The organism is Streptomyces sp. NPDC093568, assembly GCF_044764945.1.
In the GTDB taxonomy this organism is placed as follows: domain Bacteria; phylum Actinomycetota; class Actinomycetes; order Streptomycetales; family Streptomycetaceae; genus Streptomyces.
This window is the reverse complement of record NZ_JBIWJD010000010.1, coordinates 279,263-298,182: the sequence shown is the minus strand read 5'-3', so window position 1 is coordinate 298,182 and position 18,920 is coordinate 279,263. Positions and strand designations below refer to the sequence as shown.

The 18,920-nt window shown below is 71.2% G+C and carries 11 protein-coding genes and 1 riboswitch; of the genes, 8 read left to right on the top strand and 3 right to left on the bottom strand.

Annotated features, from left to right (window positions below):
• Positions 1–153: 153 nt before the first annotated feature.
• The 3 genes from ACIRD7_RS34405 to ACIRD7_RS34395 form a co-directional block, all read right to left on the bottom strand.
• Positions 154–1,158 carry a sugar ABC transporter substrate-binding protein gene (locus ACIRD7_RS34405; RefSeq protein ID WP_403459707.1) on the bottom strand — a complete coding sequence of 335 codons (1,005 nt, stop codon included), beginning with the start codon at positions 1,156–1,158 and terminating at the stop codon, positions 154–156.
• Between the two features lie 308 nt (positions 1,159–1,466).
• Positions 1,467–3,095, bottom strand: coding sequence for an NlpC/P60 family protein (locus ACIRD7_RS34400; protein WP_403459706.1), 1,629 nt, complete (start codon positions 3,093–3,095; stop codon positions 1,467–1,469).
• 8 nt (positions 3,096–3,103) lie between these two features.
• Positions 3,104–3,280: riboswitch (cyclic di-AMP (ydaO/yuaA leader) on the bottom strand.
• A gap of 141 nt (positions 3,281–3,421) precedes the next feature.
• The gene (locus tag ACIRD7_RS34395) at positions 3,422–4,480 is read right to left on the bottom strand and encodes an NAD-dependent epimerase/dehydratase family protein (protein WP_403459705.1); all 1,059 of its coding nucleotides are present in this window, start codon (positions 4,478–4,480) and stop codon (positions 3,422–3,424) included.
• Positions 4,481–5,127: 647 nt separating this feature from the next.
• Between ACIRD7_RS34395 and ACIRD7_RS34390 the strand changes: the two genes are divergently transcribed.
• From ACIRD7_RS34390 to ACIRD7_RS34355, 8 genes are all read left to right on the top strand, one after another.
• Positions 5,128–6,987 (top strand): phage tail sheath family protein, encoded by a 1,860-nt coding sequence (locus tag ACIRD7_RS34390; RefSeq protein WP_403459704.1) that lies wholly within the window; start codon positions 5,128–5,130, stop codon positions 6,985–6,987.
• A gap of 33 nt (positions 6,988–7,020) precedes the next feature.
• Positions 7,021–7,545, top strand: coding sequence for a phage tail protein (locus tag ACIRD7_RS34385; protein ID WP_004003113.1), 525 nt, complete (start codon positions 7,021–7,023; stop codon positions 7,543–7,545).
• A 26-nt stretch (positions 7,546–7,571) separates the two neighbouring features.
• Positions 7,572–8,300 (top strand): hypothetical protein, encoded by a 729-nt coding sequence (locus ACIRD7_RS34380; protein WP_403459703.1) that lies wholly within the window; start codon positions 7,572–7,574, stop codon positions 8,298–8,300.
• Positions 8,293–9,036 carry a hypothetical protein gene (locus ACIRD7_RS34375; protein WP_403459702.1) on the top strand — a complete coding sequence of 248 codons (744 nt, stop codon included), beginning with the start codon at positions 8,293–8,295 and terminating at the stop codon, positions 9,034–9,036. The genes ACIRD7_RS34380 and ACIRD7_RS34375 overlap by 8 nt, the downstream gene beginning before the upstream one ends.
• Before the next feature lie 84 nt (positions 9,037–9,120).
• Positions 9,121–9,951, top strand: a complete 831-nt coding sequence (locus tag ACIRD7_RS34370) for a DUF4255 domain-containing protein (RefSeq protein WP_403459701.1) — start codon at positions 9,121–9,123, stop codon at positions 9,949–9,951.
• A 33-nt stretch (positions 9,952–9,984) separates the two neighbouring features.
• Positions 9,985–11,958 carry an ATP-binding protein gene (locus ACIRD7_RS34365; protein ID WP_403459700.1) on the top strand — a complete coding sequence of 658 codons (1,974 nt, stop codon included), beginning with the start codon at positions 9,985–9,987 and terminating at the stop codon, positions 11,956–11,958.
• Positions 11,955–12,245 carry a hypothetical protein gene (locus ACIRD7_RS34360; RefSeq protein WP_403459699.1) on the top strand — a complete coding sequence of 97 codons (291 nt, stop codon included), beginning with the start codon at positions 11,955–11,957 and terminating at the stop codon, positions 12,243–12,245. Before ACIRD7_RS34365 ends, ACIRD7_RS34360 begins: the two co-directional genes overlap by 4 nt.
• Entirely contained in the window at positions 12,242–18,919 is a 6,678-nt protein-coding gene (locus ACIRD7_RS34355; protein ID WP_403459698.1) for a DUF4157 domain-containing protein, read from the top strand. Before ACIRD7_RS34360 ends, ACIRD7_RS34355 begins: the two co-directional genes overlap by 4 nt.
• The last annotated feature ends 1 nt before the right edge of the window (position 18,920 follow it).

Below are 18,920 nucleotides of genomic sequence, written 5' to 3'. Positions count from 1 at the left end.
CGACCAGCAGCCGCCTGCCATGAACGGTCAGCCGGGCATTACGGTGGGACACGAAGACCTCCGTGCGGTGCAGTCCTAGACAGCTCCACCACACCCGAGGTCTTCGCCATGATCAAGCCCGACGACTGTCAACAACGCTCGTGATCAATACACCTAGCGCGTGCCCTTCGCCGCGAACTCCGCCACCGCGTCCACGTTGTCCTTGGTGATGAAGGCCGGGCCGGTCAGCACCGGGGCGGTGCCGCCGCCGCTGAAGTTGCCGTTGGTGCGGTACAGCCACAGCGAGTCGACGGCGAGATAGCCCTGGAGGTAGGGCTGCTGGTCCACCGCGAATTCGACCTTGCCGTCCTGGACGGCCTTCACCAACTCCTTGTTGAGGTCGAACGTCGCGACCTTGGCCTTGCCGCCCGCCTCGGCCACCGACTGCACGGCGGTCAGCGCGAACGGCGCGCCGAGCGTGACCACCTGGTCGATGGAGGCGTCCTGCTGGAGCTTGGCGGTGATCGTCGACTTCACCGACGGCATGTCGGTGCCGTTGACGTAGAGGATGTCCGTCGTGCCCTTGAACCCCTTCTTCAGGCCGGCACAACGGGCCTCCAGCGCGACATGGCCCTGCTCCTGGATGACACAGAGGGCGTGCTTGGCGCCGACCTCGCCGAGCCGTTCGCCGAAGGCCTCGCCGGCGATGTTCTCGTCCTGCCCGAAGTACTCGAGCATGCCGAGTTCCTTCCAGTTGTCCAGGCCGGAGTTGAAGCCGACGACCGGGATGCCGGCCGAAGTCGCCTTGGCCACCACGGCCTTCATCGCGCTCGGCTTGGCGGCCGTCAGGGCGATCCCGTCGACCTTCTGGTCGATGGCGTTCTGCACGAGGTTGGCCTGGTTGCCGGCGCTCGGGTCGCTGGAGTAGACGAGCTTGACGTTGTCCTTGGCCGCGGCGGCCTCGGCGCCCTTGCGGATCAGGTCCCAGAAGGTGTCGCCGGGTGCCGCATGCGTGATCATGGCCACGGTCATCCGGGGTGTGGTGGCCTTGCCGGCCGAGGCGTCCGCGGAGCCCTCCTCGGACTGCTTCCCGCCGGAGCCGCTGGAGCAGCCCGCGGCGAACAGGGCGGTGGCCAGAGCGGCAGCCGTCAGGTTGGCGGGCCGGTGGTGTCTGCGCATGTCCCATGCACCTCGCTGTGCTGGTCGGGGCGGGTTCTCAGGTGGGGGGAGGTTCACGGGCACCGCCCGTTGGATACCGACTGGAGCGCTGCACTAGCGCGCTCTAGTGGCAGGTACTATGCGGCCGTCCACAGGTGATGTCAATGGGTTTGTCAGGACGTATCGACAAAGCCGAGGTGGGTGGCGGCGTGGGTCGCGTGGAGCGACGGCGCAACGCAAGACCACCCCGCCTCGGGGAGACGGGGTGGTGACGGCCCGTTAGCGGGTCGGAGGTGGGGTGGGGTGGGGTGGGGTGGGGTGGTTGTGCGTCAGGCGGGCCGTATCGCGCTGTGGATCGCCGATTCTCCCGCGTAGTGGATCGACTCCTCGCGGATGATCGCTCCCGGACCCGGGGCGTGGATCATCATGCCGTTGCCGGAGTAGATGCCGACGTGTCCGGCGTGGTACAGGACGAGGTCACCCGGCTCCAGGTGGGTCAGGGCGACTCCCTGCCCGGCGAGCGCCTGCTCCTGCGCGGTGCGCGGGAGTGAGATGCCGGCGGCCTTGTAGGCGGCCTGGGTGAGGCCGGGGCCGTCGAAGGAGCCCGGTCCTGTCGTGCCCAGGACGCACGGCTTGCCCAACTGGGCGCGGGCGAACTCCAGGGCGCGGATGGCTCGGGTGTCCTGGGATCCCGTGGAGGTGATTGCCGGGCTCGTTCCGAGGGTCCGTTCGGGAGCGGGGTCGGGGGCGGGGGCTGTAAGGGCTGAGGTCGTCGTGGTCCAGGCCGGTGCGGTCTGGGCCTGGGTGGTCGTGGTCCAGGCCGGTGCGGTCTGAGCCGGGGTCGTCGTGGTCCAAGCCGTGGCGGTCTCAGCCGCTGTGGTCTGTGGTGGCGTGGTCAGTGCCTGTGTCGTCGTCGGCCCAGCCGTCGCCCCGGGCGGGACCGTGGTGAGGTCGGCCGCCGACTGTGCCTGCAGCGCCTGCCATTGCGCGTCCGCCGAGGGCTGGACCGGGTCCGGCGTGGTGCTCCAGATGTCGGCGGCGGGCAAAGCGGCGGCCGGTGCCGTGAGCGGGTCGCTCTGCCGTGCGACGTACGTGGAGAGCAGAGTGCGGGCCTGGTCGAGCTTGCGCTGGTTCTGCTCCTTGGAGGACCGCAGCGCGGAGCGCTGTTGGGGCTCGGCGGCCGGTGCGGGGGCCAGGTTCGTCTCCGGAGCCGTCCCGGCCGGGAGGGCGAGGACGGGCGGGAGGACCTGGGTGGCCTGAGCGTCCGCCCCCAATGCCCCCGACGCACCCAATACCCCCGATGCCCCCGACGCCCCCAACACCTCCGGGGCAGCCGGCAGGGCGGCCATCGGGCCGGCGGTCAGTTCCGCCATGGGGCCCGCGCCAATCGCCGGCTCGGCCGTCAACTCGGCGGCACCAGCGGCCGGTAGCGCGGCGGCAGGGGCCGCCGGCAGCTCCAGCGCCGGGCGCCCCGACGAGTCCAGTGCCCGCTCGAGGCCGGTCGCCGCACGCGCGGGACGCCGGGGCGCGGGCCGGTCGGGTGTCCTGTCGCTCGGCAGCACCGCCGGCACGGTCGGACCCAGCTTTGCGCGTGCGGCGTCGAACCACTGCCGGGTCACGCTGTCCAGCGAGGGATCGTCACGCCGGCTCTCCGCGGCACGGGACGCGGCGGCGGGCGCGGACCGGGCGTCCGCCGGGCGGGCGGCGCGCTTGCGCGGTCCCGTCGACGACGCGCGGGTGGCGTTGAAAGTCCCCGAGTCGGTCTCGGCGCGGTCGTAGAGCGAGGTGACGTGTCGGCTGACCTCTTCGCGGGTGGGCGTCTCGTCCGCGAACGAGGGGGTGGCGCCCGCCGTCTGGCCGAGCAGCGCCACCGAGGTGAGGGCCGCCGACGCGAGTGCGGAGTTGCGCATGCCGGGCAGGCTGAGAGCCCCCGGCCGCGCGGTGCCTTCCGGCGCCATGGGCGACGTACTCCTTCCGTACTCCGCCTACCGGGTTAGCTGACGGGTTCGGGCGGTAGGTTCCGGAAGGTGTGCCCTACGGCCCCTGCCCCGAAGGGCAGTTGGGCCGATTCACCCCAAGTTCGGTTGGGTCCCCGGCTCCGGTCGCCCTTGCGGGGGCGCGCCGGATTAGGCGGAGGCCGCACGTCCCGGCGGGGTTCGCCGGAGGTCGTCGTGCGGCCTGAGCCGTAACCTAACCAACTTGTGCGCCTCCCGTGAAGGTTGAGGCGTTAAATGTCCGATACGTTTCTGTGACCTTCGACGCTAGCGGGCGCGGGAAGGCGTGTTCACTCCGCGGCGCGCCGGTGTCGCCACGCTTCGTAGTGGTCGAGGAGGGTCTCCTCGATCGGGCGGTAGGTGATGCCCAGTTCGCTCACGCTGCGGCTGTTGTCCACCCGGAACCGGATGCCGAGGTGTCTGCGGATGTAGTCCTGGCTCAGTCCGAAGGCGGGGCCCAGGACGCGCACCGGCCAGTGCGGAAGGGCGGTGCGCGGGAGGCGGAGGTCGCGGGGGCGCCGGGTCCGCAGGATGCGCGACATCTCGTGGAACGACGTCATGGTTTCGCGGGCCACGATGTAACGGCCCTTGGCGTCCGGGTTCTCGGCCGCGGCGATATGTGCGTCGGCCACATCGCGCACGTCCGCCGTGGTGAAGCTGAAGTCCGGAGCGCCGTAGAAGAAGTAGCCCTGGAACAGCTCCTGAAGCAGGAACAGGCTCCCCGACTCCGACGCGGGTGTGAGGGACGGCCCCAGGACCAGGCCGGGGTTGACCGCCACCATGCGCCAGCGGCCCTGCGCGGCCGCCGCGTCCCAGGCGGCGCGTTCGGCGACCGTCTTCGCGTAGTGGTACGGGTTGTTCTCCACCGTGCTGGTGGTGTTGAAGTACCGCTCCGACAGCACCCCGTCGTCCATCGCCAGGACGTCCGCGTAGTCGCCGAAGATCGCACCCACGGTGGAGGTGAGGACGAGCCTTTCCACGGTGGGTGTCCGCTCGATGGCCGCCAGCACGTTGCGCGTGCCCAGCAGGGCCGGGTCGACCATCTCCCGGCGGCCGTCCTTGATCTTCTCCGGCATCCGGAACGGCGACGCCACATGGAACACCGTCCGGCACCCGGACATCGCCTCGTCGAAGGAGCCCTCGGTCAGCAAGTCCGCCTCGAACAGTGACAGTTGGTCGGGGTGGGCCTCCTGCATCTCCCGCAGCGGCCGCAGCTTGGCCGTCGCGGCCGTGCTCCGGACGGTGGCGTGGACCCGGTGGCCGCGCTCCAGCAGCCGTTTCACCAGATGACTCCCGACGAACCCACTGCCGCCGGTCACCAGCACGGCCGTCGACCGGTGTGCGCCCACCCTCACTCCTTCGCTCGCGCGGAAGCCGGTCGATCACGGTAGCGGCGTTTCCGGTGCACCTCCATGCACGCCTTCGCCGGTTGCACCTCCATCCACGCCTTCGCCGGTCGCACCTCCATCCACGCCTTCCCCGGTGACGGGCTCTCCATGGGGCGGATTCGCGTCACCCCTGGAAAACCAGCCACTGAAGGTTGTGTACGACTCGGGGAGGTCGTACGTACGTACGACCAGTCGAACGGGGGGTGTGGGTGGGTTCTCCTACGGCTCGAGGCTCGCCCGGTGTCCCGCGACCGCACCCGCTGTGCAGAATCTGTGAACCACCTGGCCGGGGCGCGCAGGCAGGTCGTGCGGATACCGGGAGGGCGCCTTCACCAAACCCCCGCCCTGGGTGGCCTGAAGCCACCTTGCTCGGTCAACTTCGAACACACCAAGGTGGATTGAGCACTCGAGCATCAGGAGTCACAAGCGCATTGCTTGGCCCGGACGGCCGACAAGTCCGGGGTACCGACGGGGGAAACTGATGCGGTGCGCCGGCCGCCGCCATCGACCCGCGGGGGCTGCTCGCGCACCCGTCCGGCACATCTCCCTGCCGTCTCTTGGTGCCCATGTCCCGGTGCCCGAGACAGGGATAAGGAGGGGGAAAGCCGATGAGCGCGCTGAGCGCCGCCAAGCCGACGTATCCCGGCGTCTACGTCGAAGAGCTTCCCAGCAGTACCCGCACGATCTCGACCCTGACCACGTCCGTGACCGCCTTCGTGGGCCACACCCGACGCGGTCCGCTCAACGAGCCGGTACGCGTCACCAGCTTCACGGAGTTCGAGCGCCGCTTCGGCGGACTGAGCGCACAGAGCGCCGTCGGCTACGCGGTCCACCAGTTCTTCGGCAACGGCGGCACCGTGGCGGTGATCGTCCGTGTCGCCAAGGCCGGCAGCGGCAAGGCCGCCTGCGTCACCCTCAAGTCCACCGAGGGTCACAGTGAGGGCCCGGTCCTCGAAGTGCACGCCAAGGAGCCCGGCGTCTGGGGCAACGGCCTGCGCGTCGCCGTCGACCACGACACCCCGTGCCCCGACGAAACCTTCAACCTGCGCGTCTACGACGCCAAGGGCGACGCTCGCGAGAGCTTCACCGGCCTGTCCATGGACCCGGCGAACGGCCGCTACGCGCAGACCGTGATCAACGCGGGCTCGAAGCTGATCCGCGTCGAGGTCGTCGGCGAGGGCCGCCCCGACCCGTCCGGCACCGTCTCCAAGCCCTTCGGCGACGAACTGCCGAACCTCGCCGTCGACCTCACGGTCAAGATCGGCGAGGTGGAGCGCGAGTTCACGCTCTACGACCCCGACTGCGACGGCGAAGCCCCGTGCAACGTGGCCGAGTTGGCGCTGCTCCTGGAGCGCAAGCTGCGCGCCCTGCCCGACGCGCCCGGCAAGCACGCCTTCGCAGGCGCCGAGGTCATCGCCTTCGGCCGCCGTATCCAGGTCGTCGCCGGCTCCACCGACCCCGAGGACGTCGTCCGCTTCCTCGGCGAGTGCGCCAACGACCTCGGCCTGGAGGCCTCCGTCAACCCGCCGGTCTTCCCGCTGGAGGACGGCGAGGACGGCGAGGCACCCGGACCGCGCGACCTCATCGGCAGCGAGGGCGACAAGAGCGGCATCCAGGCGCTGCGCGGCGTGGCCGACGTCAACCTGCTGGCGCTGCCCGAGCTCGCGGCGTACGAGAAGACCGAGGACGCCCTCACCGTCATCTCGGCCGCCCAGCGGCTGTGCGCCGAGCGGCGGATCTTCCTGCTCGTCGACGCGCCGAGCACCTGGGTCAGCGTCGACACCGCACGTGCCGGCCTCGCCGCCTTCGACGCCGTACGCGGCAACCACGCCGGCCTGTACTTCCCGCACCTCCAGCTCACCGACCCGCTCACGGGCCGGCTGCGCTCCTTCCCGCCGTCCGGCGCGGTCGCCGGCGTCATCGCCCGCACCGACTCCGAGCGCGGTGTGTGGAAGGCCCCGGCCGGAACCGAGGCGCGGCTCGCGGGTGTGCACTCGCTGACGGTCAACCTGACCGACCGCGAGACCGGCCTGCTCAACCCGCTCGGCGTCAACTGCCTGCGCACCTTCCCGGTGACCGGCCCGGTCGTCTGGGGCGCGCGTACGCTGGAGGGCTCGGACGCGCTCGACAGCGAGTGGAAGTACGTGCCGGTGCGCCGGCTCGCCCTCCATGTGGAGGAGAGCCTCCAGCGCGGCCTGCAGTGGGTGGTGTTCGAGCCCAACGACGAGAACCTGTGGCAGCAGATCCGGCTCGCCGCCTCCTCGTATCTGCACACCCTCTTCCGTCAGGGCGCCTTCAAGGGCGGCACCCCGCGCGAGGCGTACTTCGTCAAGTGCGACAGCGACACGACGACGACCGAGGACATCGAGAACGGCATCGTCAACGTCCTCGTCGGCATCGCACCGGTCCGGCCGGCGGAGTTCGTGATCGTCAAAATCCAGCAGACGTCCGGGCAGTTCGCGCTCTAGGCGCGGGGAATCGTGGAGAACTGAAGGAATCCGATGGCTGAGTTCACGGTCAACGCGCATCGCTTCGACCCCTACAAGAACTTCAAGTTCCTGGTCCTGTGGGACGGTCGCACGGTCGCCGGCATCAGCAAGATCAGTCCGCTGAAGCGGACGACGGAAGTCGTCAAGCACCGGCACGGCGGCGACCCGTCGTCGCCCCGCAAGTCGCCGGGCCGCTCCGAGTTCGAGGGAATCACCCTGGAGCGCGGCGTCACCCACGACCCCGAGTTCGACCGCTGGGCCAACAAGGTCTGGCAGGTCGGGGCGGGCCTCGGCTCCGAGGTGTCCCTAGCCGACTTCCGCAAGGACATCGTCATCCAGGTCCTCAACGAGGCCGGCCAGGTCGCCGTCTCGCACAAGCTCTACCGGACCTGGCCGAGCGAGTACCAGGTCCTCGGTGAGCTCGACGCCAACGCCAACGCGGTGGCCATCCAGTCGCTGAAGCTCGAGTGCGAGGGCTGGGAGCGGGACTACGAGGTGCCCGAGCCGGAAGAGCCGTCGTTCCTCAACCCAGCTTGAGCAGTGGGTAGTTGAGGGGGGACGAGATGGGGATCACCGGGGCGGCCGAGCTGCTGGCCACCTGGGAGGCGGGCCTCGCGGAGGCGCCGACGGGGCGCGCCCTGCTGCTGCACCGCACGGCGCGCCCGGACGCCGACGCCGCGACCCTGCCGGTGCTGCCGGTGGGGTCGCGCGAGGCCGACCTGTTCGCGCTGCGCCGCGCCCTGTTCGGGGAGCGGATGCAGGTGCGGCTGGCCTGCTCGGCGTGCGGGGAGGACATGGAGTTCGACCTGGACGCCGGGGAGTTCGCACGGTCGCTCGGCGGCCCGGGTGATTCCGTGGTGCGGGTCGAACAGGACGGCTGGGACGTGGAGTTCAGGCTGCCCGGGGTCGCCGACCTGACGGCGGCGGCCCGGGCGGCGGACCCGCGAGCCGCCCTGCTCGCGCGGTGCGTCGTCACGGCGGAGCGCGCCGGGGTGGCCGTGTCCGCCGAGGACCTGCCCGCCCCGGTCCAGCGCCGGATCGCCGAGGCCGTCGAGGCCGCCGACCCGGGGGCCGACGTGACACTCAGCATCGGCTGCCCCGACTGCGGCGAGGCGACGCGGGCCGAGCTGGACATCGCCTCCTACCTCTGGACCGAACTGGACGCCTGGGCACGGGACCTGCTGCTCGACGTCCATCTGCTCGCCACGTCGTACGGCTGGAGCGAGCCGGAGATCCTGGCGCTCAGCCCGCTGCGGCGCCGCTACTACCTGGAGCTGTGTGCGGATGTCTGACGCCGACGGGGCACCGGTGCCCGACTTCCTCGACCGGCTGATCGCCCGGCACGCCCCGGCCGCCGCCGGTCCGCGCCCGGGTGTGACGCGGGTACGTCCCCGGCTGCCCGGCCCGTTCGAACGGGTCGAGGCCGTACGGGGCACCGCGCCGGAGCCGGACGAGGGCTCCGGCCTGCTGTGGCCGTCCACCGCACCGGCCGCCGTACGGCCGGGGGATGCGCCGCGTCCGTCGCCGTCCGCCGCCCGCATGCACACCGAGTGGGAGCGGACGGTCGTACGCACCGAACAGGCCCCTGCCGATCCTGCGCCGCGGCCTGCCGCGAGGCCCCTGCCCGAGGCGCCGCTGCTCCGCCCCGTCGCCCCGGTCCAGCCTGGCCCCCGGCTGGCGCCGGACGTCGTGCAGCGGGCGGCGGGCCGAGGACGTCCGGAGCGGGGCGCCTCCCGGAACGCGGCGTCCGTACCCATCCCCCCGGGGACGGACGCCGCCACCGCCGCCGTGCCGACCCCCCTGCGGCCCAGTGCCGCCGACACGGCGGCGGCACGGGACGCCGTACGGCAGGCCGCCGCCCGACGCCCCGGCAGGGCGCCCGAGCAGGTGGTGCAGGTGCAGATCGGGCGCCTGGAGGTGACGGCGGGACCGCTGCCGTCCGGCGGGTCCCGGCAGCGGACGCCGTCGACGGGGCGCTCGGGGGCGACCTTGAGCCTCGCGGAGTACCTGGCGCGAGGGCGGGAGTGACATGGAGCTGCTTCGGCAGGCCGAGGGCCTGCGGTGCGGCCGGCAGGACGACGAGACAGACCGAGGAACCGAGGAACCGACGCCATGAGCAACGCACTCGCCATCGCCCATGTCACCCAGGCCCTCGCCCTGCTGCTCGCCTCCAACGTGGGCCCGGAGTTCGACGAGGCCGTGAAGGTCGAGCCGCACCGGCCGCCGACGGAACCGCCGGACCACCCCACCATCAACGTGTTCCTCTACCAGGTCACGCCCAACACGGCGATGCGCAACAACGACCTGCCGACCCGGGCCGCCGACGGCACGCTGGTGAAGCGGCCGGCCGCCGCGCTGGACCTGCACTACCTCATCAGCGCCTACGGCGACGAGACGACCCTGGTCGGGCAGCGGCTGATCGGCTCCGTGGTGCGGACCCTGCACGAGATCCCGATCCTGCCGAAGGACGTCATCGAGGAGACCGGCCACCTCCCGCACCTGGTCGGCAGCGACCTCGCGGAGTCGGCGCAGCGGGTGCGGTTCTCGCCGACGGTGATGGACATCGACGAGACGTCGAAGCTGTGGGGCATGCTCTACCAGACTCCGTACTCGCTGTCGGTGGTCTACCAGGCCGCCCTCGTCCTCATCGACGGCCGCGAACAGCCCGTACCGGGCAAGCCGGTGGAACGGCCGGAGGTACGGGTGCTGCCGTTCGGCGCGCCTGGAGCGCCCGTCCCACCAGGGCCCGAGCCGACGTCAACCGACCGGTCGACGGCAGGCGTTGAGGAGAAGGCGAGTGAGGATCCCGCTCCTCCCACCCTTGCCAAGAAGGCCGCGAAGGCGCCGGCCAAGACCGTAGCCAAGGCTCCCGCGCGGGCGCGCAAGGCCACCCGGCCGAGCAAGGCGGCGCAGCCGGAGCCGCGGAAGGGCACCGAGGGCTGAGACGGAGTGGGAACGACGGGGGCAGGTGAGGGAATGGGAACGAACGAGCCGGGCACGGCGGGTGCTTCGGGTACGGCGGCCGCGGGCGGCGTCGGAGTCACGCTGACCGCGGAGATCCGGCGTGTCCTGTCCCGGATCGACGCCCACGCCGCCGGCGAGCCGTCGGACGCCGTCGCCCCCGCGAGCCCCGCGCCGCCGGCGACCCCCGGCACCGCACCGCTCGACGCCCTCGTCTCCTGCTTCGGGCTCACCGCCTTCGAACGCGACCTGATCCTGCTCGCCGCCGCCGACGAACTGGACCCGACCACCGCGGCCCGCTGCGCCGCCGCCTGCGGTGACCCGCAGCGGGCCTACCCGACGTTCTCGCTCGCCCTGGCCGCCCTCGCCGAACCGCACTGGAGCGCGCTCACCCCCGTCGCGCCGCTGCGGCGCTGGCGGATCGTCGAGCTCGACGACGAGTCCCGCCTGACGACCTCCCGGCTGCGGCTCGACGAGCGGATCCTGCACTTCCTGCTGGGCTCTCCCTACCTGGACGTCCGACTGCACGGCCGGCTGCGCCGCACCCCCGTGCCGGAGCAGCTGCCGCCGTCGTACGACCTTGCCGCGAGCCGTGTCGCCGAGGGCTGGACGACCGGGGCGAACCCCGACGCGCCGCTGCTCGTCGAGGTGACCGGCGGTGACCTGCGCAGCCGCGCCGACATCGCCGCCGCGGCGGCCGCCCGCTCCGGGCTCGGGCTGTACGCCATGGTCGCCGAGGACATCCCCACCGACCCCGCCGAACGCGACCGGCTCGCCCGGCTCTGGCAGCGCGAGGCGATCCTGCTGCCGTCCGCGCTGCTCGTCGAGGTCGGCGACCTGGACCGCGACCAGCGGGCGGCGACCGAGGCGTTCCTGGCCGGGGCGGCCGTACCGGTCGTCGTGTCGAGCGAGGATCCCCTGCGCACGGACCGCCCGCACGGTGCGCGGGTGGCGGTGCCGCGCCTCGACGACGAGGAGCAGGTCGAGCTGTGGGCCCGGGCGATGCACCCGATCGCCGACCTCGACGACACCGAACTGCGCTCCTTGGTCGCCCAGTTCCAGCTGCCGCCGCACGTCATCAGGACCGCCGCCGCGACCGTGCGCCGCAGGCTGCCCCACGAGGACCTCGACGCCGCCGAACTCGCCTGGCGGGCCGGCCTGGAGGAGGCCCGGATCGGCATGGACGAGCTGGGCCGCCGGATCGAACCGCAGGCCGGCTGGGACGACCTGGTCCTGCACGACCGGCAGACCGCGGTGCTGCGCGAGATCGTCGCCCACGTACGGCAACGGGCCACCGTCCACCAGGAGTGGGGCTTCGCCGGCACCCTGCGCCGCGGACTCGGCGTCACCGCCCTCTTCGCGGGCGGCTCCGGCACCGGCAAGACGCTGGCTGCCGAGGTCATGGCGAAGGAACTCGGCCTCGACCTGTTCATCGTCGACCTCTCCCAGGTCGTCAGCAAGTACATCGGTGAGACCGAGAAGAACCTGCGGCGGGTCTTCGACGCCGCCGAACGCGGCGGCGCGCTGCTGCTGTTCGACGAGGCCGACGCGCTGTTCGGCAAGCGCAGCGAGGTCAAGGACAGCCACGACCGGTACGCCAACCTCGAAGTGAGCTACCTGCTGATGCGCATGGAGGCCTACCGGGGCCTCGCCATCCTCACCACCAACATGAAGAAGGCCCTCGACACCGCCTTCCTGCGCCGCATCCGCTTCGTCGTCGACTTCCCCTTCCCGGCCGAGCACGAACGCGCCGAGATCTGGCGGCGGGTGCTGCCCTCGCAGGCCCCGGTCAAGGGCATCGACCCGGGCCTGCTCGCCCAGCTCACCGTCGCGGGCGGCTCGATCCGCAACATCGCGCTGTCCGGGGCCTTCCTCGCCGCCGAGGAGGGCGACCGGTTGCAGATGCGGCACATGCTGGCGGCCGCGCGCACGGAGTACCAGAAGCTGGAGCGGTCCCTGACGCCGGGGGAGGTGCGGGGGTGGGTGTGAACGGGGAGACCCGCGACGAACCTCGTGAGATCCGGGTGGAGATCGGCGAACTCGCCCTGTCCGGCTTCCGCGTCGACGCCGAGCGGGTGACGGACGCCTTCGAACGCGAGCTGACCCGCCTCATCCGCGTCCACGGCGTGCCGCTGGCGGCCGGCGGCACCCTGACCGCCGACACCCTGACCGGTCTTCCCTCGCTGCCTGCCGGACTCTCCGCCCGCCGCCTAGGCCAGGAACTGGCCCGCGCGGTGCACGAAGGGCTCAGTGGCCACGGGGAGGTGACGCGATGAGTTCCCAGGCCCAGGACGCCCGCAGCGAGCAGGCCGCCGAACAGCGCCGCCGCAAGCGCAAGGAGCGGGCCGCCAAGTCCCGTACGCCGGAGCCGAAGGACATCGTCAGCGGCGCCGGGCAGCCGCTCGACCCCGGTGTGCGACGGGAGTTGGAGGAGCGGCTCGGTCACGACCTCAGCCGGGTGCGCCTGCACACCGGTCGTGACGCCGGGCAGCTGACCGAGCTCCTCGGCGCGGACGCCGTCGCCGTGGGCCAGGACGTCTTCTTCGCCGAAGGGGCCTTCAAGCCCGGCACCGACGAGGGCCGCCGCCTGCTGGCCCACGAACTCCTGCACACTGTCCAGAACCCGCACGGCCTGGGCACGTTGCGCGCCGGGCGGGAGCTGGGTGCGGTGAGTCTGCCGCAGCAGGCCATCGAACGGGAGGCGGAGTCGGCGGCGCGAGACGTCGTACGGGAGCCCGAGGCCGCGGCGGAGGCGGCGGACGTCGAGCAGGACCAGGCGACCCCCGGGTGGCTGCGGTACGCCACCGTCGACGCCGACCGGAACCGCGCCGAGACCCTGGACCCGGCGACCCTCGTCGACCGCCTCGCCAACTCGGTCGTCCGCTCCCTGCGCGGCGACCCCGAGGACCACTCCCAGCGCACACGCAAGCAACTCGCCCGGCTGCCGGAGGAGTTGCTGGACGGCGTCCTGGTCCGGCTGGAGAACCGGCTGCTCGGTTCGGAGCACGACCGGGTCCTCGATCTCGTCGAGGAGATCGAGGCGTACGACGACCATGCCGAGGACGGTCTGGAGCGGGACGCCCACGACGCGCCCGAGATCGAGCCCGACACGGCGGAGGAAGTCCGCACCGAGCGCGAGAACGCCCTGCGCGAAGCCGAGGAGCGGAGGGCGCGGGACGACCGGCCTCGTGTCGCCCCCGGTCCTGAGAAGGAGCAGGGGGCCGAGGAAGGCGCGAAAGGCAGCACTCCGCAGAACGGCGATACGCGGGAGCACGGGAGCACACCCCAGGGTGTGGGCGCGCCTGAACCGGCGCCGGCAGCAGAGGGTTCCGGGGCGGCGGCTCCGGGCTCAGGCACCCGGCAGAGCGAGAAGGAATCCGCCGACTCGGCTGCGGGCAAGGGGTCGGGTGGTTCGGCGGACAAGGGGAAGTCCGGGCAATCGGCTGCCGAGGGCAAGGACGAGGGCAAGGAGAAGGGCGGCCAGGAGCGGACCGAGCGCGAGGACGCGGCCGCCGCGAGCAAGGAGGAGTCCGCGGCGAAGAACCGGCCGGGCGCGGCCGAAGCCGCCGTGGCCGGCCGGCAGCTGAGGCAGCAGGACAAGAAGGGGCAGCAGAAGCCGGCCGGTGCGCCGACGACGACCGGTAAGGACGCCCAGCTGCCCGGCAAGGTCAGCACCCTCGACGGCAAGCGCAACCAGGACCTCGTCCCGGAGGAGGAGACCGACGAGGACCCCTTCGGCTCCAGCAGCGAGTCGGAGGTCGAGGTCGGCGGAGAGGAGCCGAGCGCCTGGGACGTCAAGCTCCAGCCGGAGGACTTCGTACCGCAGCACGACCTCGACGTGTCCGCCGTACCGACCGCCGACGAGCTGGACCCGGCGGCGCCCGCGACCACCCAGAGCGCTCCGTCCTTCCCGGCGCCGCCACCGACCCGGGCCGAGCAGGTGCAGGCCGAACGGAAGGCGGAGGACGCCGAGGACGAGGCGGCGGAGCCGGAGGAGGAGTCCGCCGACCTCGCCCCGGAGCCGGAGTCGTCCGCACCCGAGACCGAGGGCAGCCCCGACAGCGCCGCCGGGCTCGGCGGCCTGGGGCTGGACCGGGCCGCCGCGCCGTCCACGGGCACCCGCGACCCGAAGAAGGGCGACGACCCCAAGGCCGGCCCCGTCGCCGCGCAGACGACGGTGCAGGAGGCGCCGGGCCGGCAGGAGAGCAAGTCCGAGGGCGGTGGTGAGGCCAAGGAGCCGGCCGCCAAGGAGGAGAAGGGCACCGGAGCGGCCGGGGACAAGGGTGGCGCCGCCCCCGAGAAGGAGTCCCAGCAGGCGACGGGCGGCCGGTCGGCGCAGGGGGACGCCGGGGCGAAGGAGACGGCGGACGGCTCCGCGTCGGCCTCGGGCCCGGGGGCCGGGGCGCAGGGCTCCCAGGAGGCGGGGGGCTCCGCGGGCGGGCCGGACGTGTCCGACGTCGGAAGCGGTTCTACGGCGCCTCGCGCGTCCGGTGCGACGAGCGGGGCGGGTGCGTCCGGCGCATCGGGCGGAAGCGGCGCCGAGCCGGCGAGCGAGGCACCGGCACCGGAGACCCGTAGCGAAGGAAGCGGCCGTACGCAGTCCGCGGCGGCCTCGGCGAAGGCCGCACCTGCGCCCCCGCCCGCCTCCGCCGCGAAGGCGGCCCCCGAGCCCGAGGGCGACGCGGAGCGCGCGCCGGCGCCGAAGTCGGCGTCGGGCGGGGCCGCACGGGGTGGTGGCGGTGGGACCGGTGGCGGTGGGGGCGGTGGCGCCACCCCTGCCCAGGGTAAGGGCAAGAAGGATTCGGCTCCGGTGCCGAACCTCGCCGGGGTCTCTCCGGAGGCAGGCCTGGCGACCGCGTCGAAGCTCAAGCCGCACAAGGCACTTGAGGCGATGGGCGGGGTCGGCGGAGCCGTGGACCGCTCGGTCGGCGAGGAGCACAAGGAACTGGCCGCCGCGCCACCGTCGATGCAACGCCCGGCGGGCGCGCCGCGGACTCTCCAGGGCAAGCCGAAGACGGAGGCCCCGGCCGCGTACTCGCAGGACAAGCCGCAGGAAGCGCAGGCCCCGGAGCAGAAGAACGCCGAAGTCAAGGGCGCCAAGGAGCCCGAGGGCCAGATCGAGGCGGAGAAGGCCGAGGAGCCCGGCGGCTGGGACACCTTCAAGATGGCTCTCGGCTTCGGCATCGGCAAGGTCGCGAGCTGGCTCGGCTTCGAGGTGGACGCGCAGGAACTGGCCGCGAAGTTCGCCGGGCTGCCCACGAAGGACGAGGCGCTCAAGCAGGCCCAGGCGGGCAACGCGCCCGGCGTGGAGATGAAGGGCGACGCGGAGCGGACGGCCGGCGAGCAGGACGGCCATGTCGACGCCAAGGGCCAGGACACCGTGGCCACGGCCCGCGACGACTCCGGCCGGGGCATGGGCGAGGACCAGGTCTATCCCAATGCTCCCAAGGAGGAGTTGAGCGCCCAAGTGCCCGGGGCGCAGGGCGGCGAGGGCGTCGCGGCCGGGGGCGGCGGGGCCACCGGGGCCGTACCGCCGGAAGCGGCCTCGGAGGTGGCCGAGCACGAGCAGGGCCCGCGGTTCCAGGCCGCCTTCAGCGACGGCGAGAAGCGCATGTCGGAGGGCCGGCAGGCCAAGGACCGCGACTTCCGTGACTCGCAGGCCAGGCACAAGCGGCAGGTCGACGCCGAGATCGCCACCAACACCGAGACGCAGGCCGGTGAGCGTGAGAAGGCGATGGGCGAGGTCACCGCCCAGCGCGAGGGCTGGCGCGCGGAGCAGGACGAGGAGCTCAAGAGCCTCGGCGACAAGAAGTCGGAGCGGCACGACAAGGTCCGCAAGGACGTCGAGGACCAGGAGAAGAAGACCGACGACAACGTCGAGAAGGAGAAGGAGGGCAGCGACAAGAAGATCCAGGACGAGAGCGACAAGGCGGAGCGCGACGCGGAGAAGCAGCGCGACGGCGCCACGCAGGAGTCCGGCAACTGGATCACCAAGGCCTTCGACTGGATCAAGCAGAAGGTCATCGAGATCAAGAACGCGATCGTCCGGGTCATCCGGGCGGCGCGGGACGCCGTCGTCGGCTTCATCAAGAACTTCAAGGACACGGTCGAGCGCTGGATCAACGAGGCGCGCAAGGGCATCGTCGAGGCGATCAAGAACCTCATCAAGGACCTGATCGAATTCGCCGTGGCGATGGTCCGGGCGGTCATCGAACTGGCGGCGCGCATCCGCAAGTTCATCACCGACCTGATCGCGGCGGCGATCGCCCTCGTCAACCGCCTGGCCGAAGCGCTGAAGAAGGCGATCAGCGACCTCCTCAACGCCATCGGAAAACTCCTCAGCAGCATTCTGGACGTCCTGAAGAAGGCGCTTCTGGACGCGGTCAAGGCGATCGTGGACGCGGTGAAGGCGGTCCTTCAGTTCGCCTCGCGGATGCTGAGCGCGCTCGGCGAGTTCATGCTCATCGCGGTCGACTTCCTCTCCGACCCGGGCGGGTGGCTCGGGGGTGCCAAGAATTCCGCGGTGGACGGCGCGAAGAACCATCTGTTCCGCGAGGTCAAATCGGCCGTCAAGGAATGGTTCCAGTCCAAGATCCAGGAAATCATCGGAATTCCGAAGGCCATCCTCGACAAGCTGATCAAGGGCGGCATCGCCCTGGAGCGGATCGTCAAGGAGGCGTGGGATGCGATCGTCCCGCAACTCCCGTTGATCATCGGCGAGATCGTCATCACGAAGGTCATCGCCAAGCTGATCCCGGGCGCGGGCTGGGTCATGGCGGTGATCGACGCGATCCGCACGGCCATCGGAGCCCTGGGCGAGATCCTGCGTGCGATGGGCGCGGTCCTCGACTGGCTGAAGGCGGTCCGCCGGGGCGGCGCCGGCGTCCTCTTCGCGAAGGCGGTCGCGGCCGGCATCGTGGCCCTCCTGGAGCTTGCCTACGAGGCCCTGATCAGCGGCATCGGCAAGTACGTCGCGAAGGTGGGCCGCCGCTTCAGGGACCTCGCGGCCAAGCTCGGCGGCAAGGGCAAGGGGGACAGGCCGGGCAAGGGCGCGGGGGCGGACGGTTCGGACGACAAGGGCGGCGACCGGAAGCCGGCCCAGGAGGGCTCCGCGAAGCAGCCGGGCAGGCCGTCGACCGCGGCGGCACCGAAGCCGGGCCAGTCCAAGGACGCCCCCGGCAAGCCCAGGACGCCAGGCCCCGCCGACGCCAGGAAGCCCGCGCCGGCCACGAGCAAGGACAAGAACGGCAAGCCGAAGACCGCCGACGAGAAGCCGGACACCAAGCCGACCCCGACGACGAAGCCGAAGCCGAAGGCAGAGCCCCCGGCCAGGCCGAAGCCCGAACCGACGCCGAAGCCGAAGGACACCGACGGGAAGGGCGGCCCGGACAGGACGAGGGACGACAAGGAATCCGGCAAGCCCAAGGACACCGACCCCAAGTCCCCCGACAAGCCGAAGGACCAGGACCCGACCAAGCCGAAGTCCTCGGACAAGGACGCCCCGGCCAAGCGCAAGCGCGACGCGGACAAGGACCGGGACCGGGACAAGACCAGGGACAGGGACAGGGACGGCGACAGGCCCGGCAAGCCGAAGAAGCAGGACGAGGACGGCAAGCGCCCCAAGCCGAAGCACGAGTCCAGGGATCCGCGGAAGCCGAAGCGCGACAAACACGCGGACGGGAAGCCAAAGGACAGGGATCCCAAGAAGGAGAAGGAGCAGAAGAAGGACCGGCGGAAGAAGGAGGAGGACTCCAAGGAGTCAAAGGACGCACGGCTTCAGAAGATCATCGCGCGCATCCGCCCGAAGATCGGTGGCTTGCTACGAAAGCCCGTTCAGGATCGTGTCCTGGATACCGCCCTCGGTGGCATGCGGGCCTGGTACCGCCTCACGAGCCTCACGAAGAACGGCTCCCATGCCTTCCAAGTCGTGGCCACGCTGAATCCGAGCGGCAAGGCCGAGGACGGCTACCGGCTTTCCGGCGCGGAGATCCGTCCCATCATCCGAGAAGTCACCAACGAACTGCTCGATCGCGAGGAAGTGCTGGCGCGTGCGCGCGAACTGCGCCGGCAGAAGCACGAGGCGCAGGAAGCCGCCGACCGTGAGGGGATCGACGAGGCGCTGCAGATCGGTGGTGGGGACATTCCAGCGGCCGTGCGGTACCTCCTCGACCGTGGTGAAGATCTGGACGTGTCGAGGCCGGGCGAGGACGAGGTTCTCGCCAGTCCCTACAAGGTCGGCACGGGAAAGATGGAACTCTATGACATAGGCGAGAACCAGGAAAGGGTGAAGGAGCAGAAGCAGAAGTGGGGCTTGACCAATCTGATTACTCAGGGGATCGGAAAGTATCAGCATCTCCCTGAGGGTAAGGAGTTCGACCCCGAAAGCGTAAGTCGCCGTATGCCGGAGGAAAGCCTGAGGAGCGTCGGCCTGTCCGGCCCGCGTTTTGCCCTCGGTCTGCGTACCTATGTTCTTGAGGGGAAGGCGCCCGAAGGCTTCACGGACGCTCAGGCAGAATTGGTCAGGAATGCTCACTGGCTGATGTTCGTTCGGGAGTCGCATCGCAATCCGACCAACTTGGCGTACGCCGCGATGACGGCCGATCTGCTCACCTACGGCCCTCAGAGGGGCGGTCTGACGCCGCATCAGGCATTTGCCGAGTACGAGGGAGTGCGGCTCGGTGACCGCGGTTGGTTCCCCATGTCCATGCTGGGCGCGTCTGCAGCAGCCCAGGGAAATGAACAGGAAGAGGTCGGGAAACAAACGAGCGGCCTGAAGAGTACGAAGGCCAAGCGTGACGAACTGAAGAAGCGTGAAGGTGAATTGGCGGAACGATGGTTGCTGGCCAGAATGAACATGGAGGACATCGACTTCGATAGTGAAGACGACGCCAAGCAGAAGGCGCGTCAGATGATCCGTCAGTTCCTGCTAAGGTTCTACGGACTTGAATGAG

Coding starts and splice junctions, on each gene's coding strand:
- ACIRD7_RS34405 (WP_403459707.1), bottom strand. CDS start 1,158: ATGCGCAGACACCACCGGCCCGCCAACCTGACGGCTGCCGCTCTGGCC.
- ACIRD7_RS34400 (WP_403459706.1), bottom strand. CDS start 3,095: ATGGCGCCGGAAGGCACCGCGCGGCCGGGGGCTCTCAGCCTGCCCGGC.
- ACIRD7_RS34390 (WP_403459704.1), top strand. CDS start 5,128: ATGAGCGCGCTGAGCGCCGCCAAGCCGACGTATCCCGGCGTCTACGTC.
- ACIRD7_RS34385 (WP_004003113.1), top strand. CDS start 7,021: ATGGCTGAGTTCACGGTCAACGCGCATCGCTTCGACCCCTACAAGAAC.
- ACIRD7_RS34380 (WP_403459703.1), top strand. CDS start 7,572: ATGGGGATCACCGGGGCGGCCGAGCTGCTGGCCACCTGGGAGGCGGGC.
- ACIRD7_RS34375 (WP_403459702.1), top strand. CDS start 8,293: ATGTCTGACGCCGACGGGGCACCGGTGCCCGACTTCCTCGACCGGCTG.
- ACIRD7_RS34370 (WP_403459701.1), top strand. CDS start 9,121: ATGAGCAACGCACTCGCCATCGCCCATGTCACCCAGGCCCTCGCCCTG.
- ACIRD7_RS34365 (WP_403459700.1), top strand. CDS start 9,985: ATGGGAACGAACGAGCCGGGCACGGCGGGTGCTTCGGGTACGGCGGCC.
- ACIRD7_RS34355 (WP_403459698.1), top strand. CDS start 12,242: ATGAGTTCCCAGGCCCAGGACGCCCGCAGCGAGCAGGCCGCCGAACAG.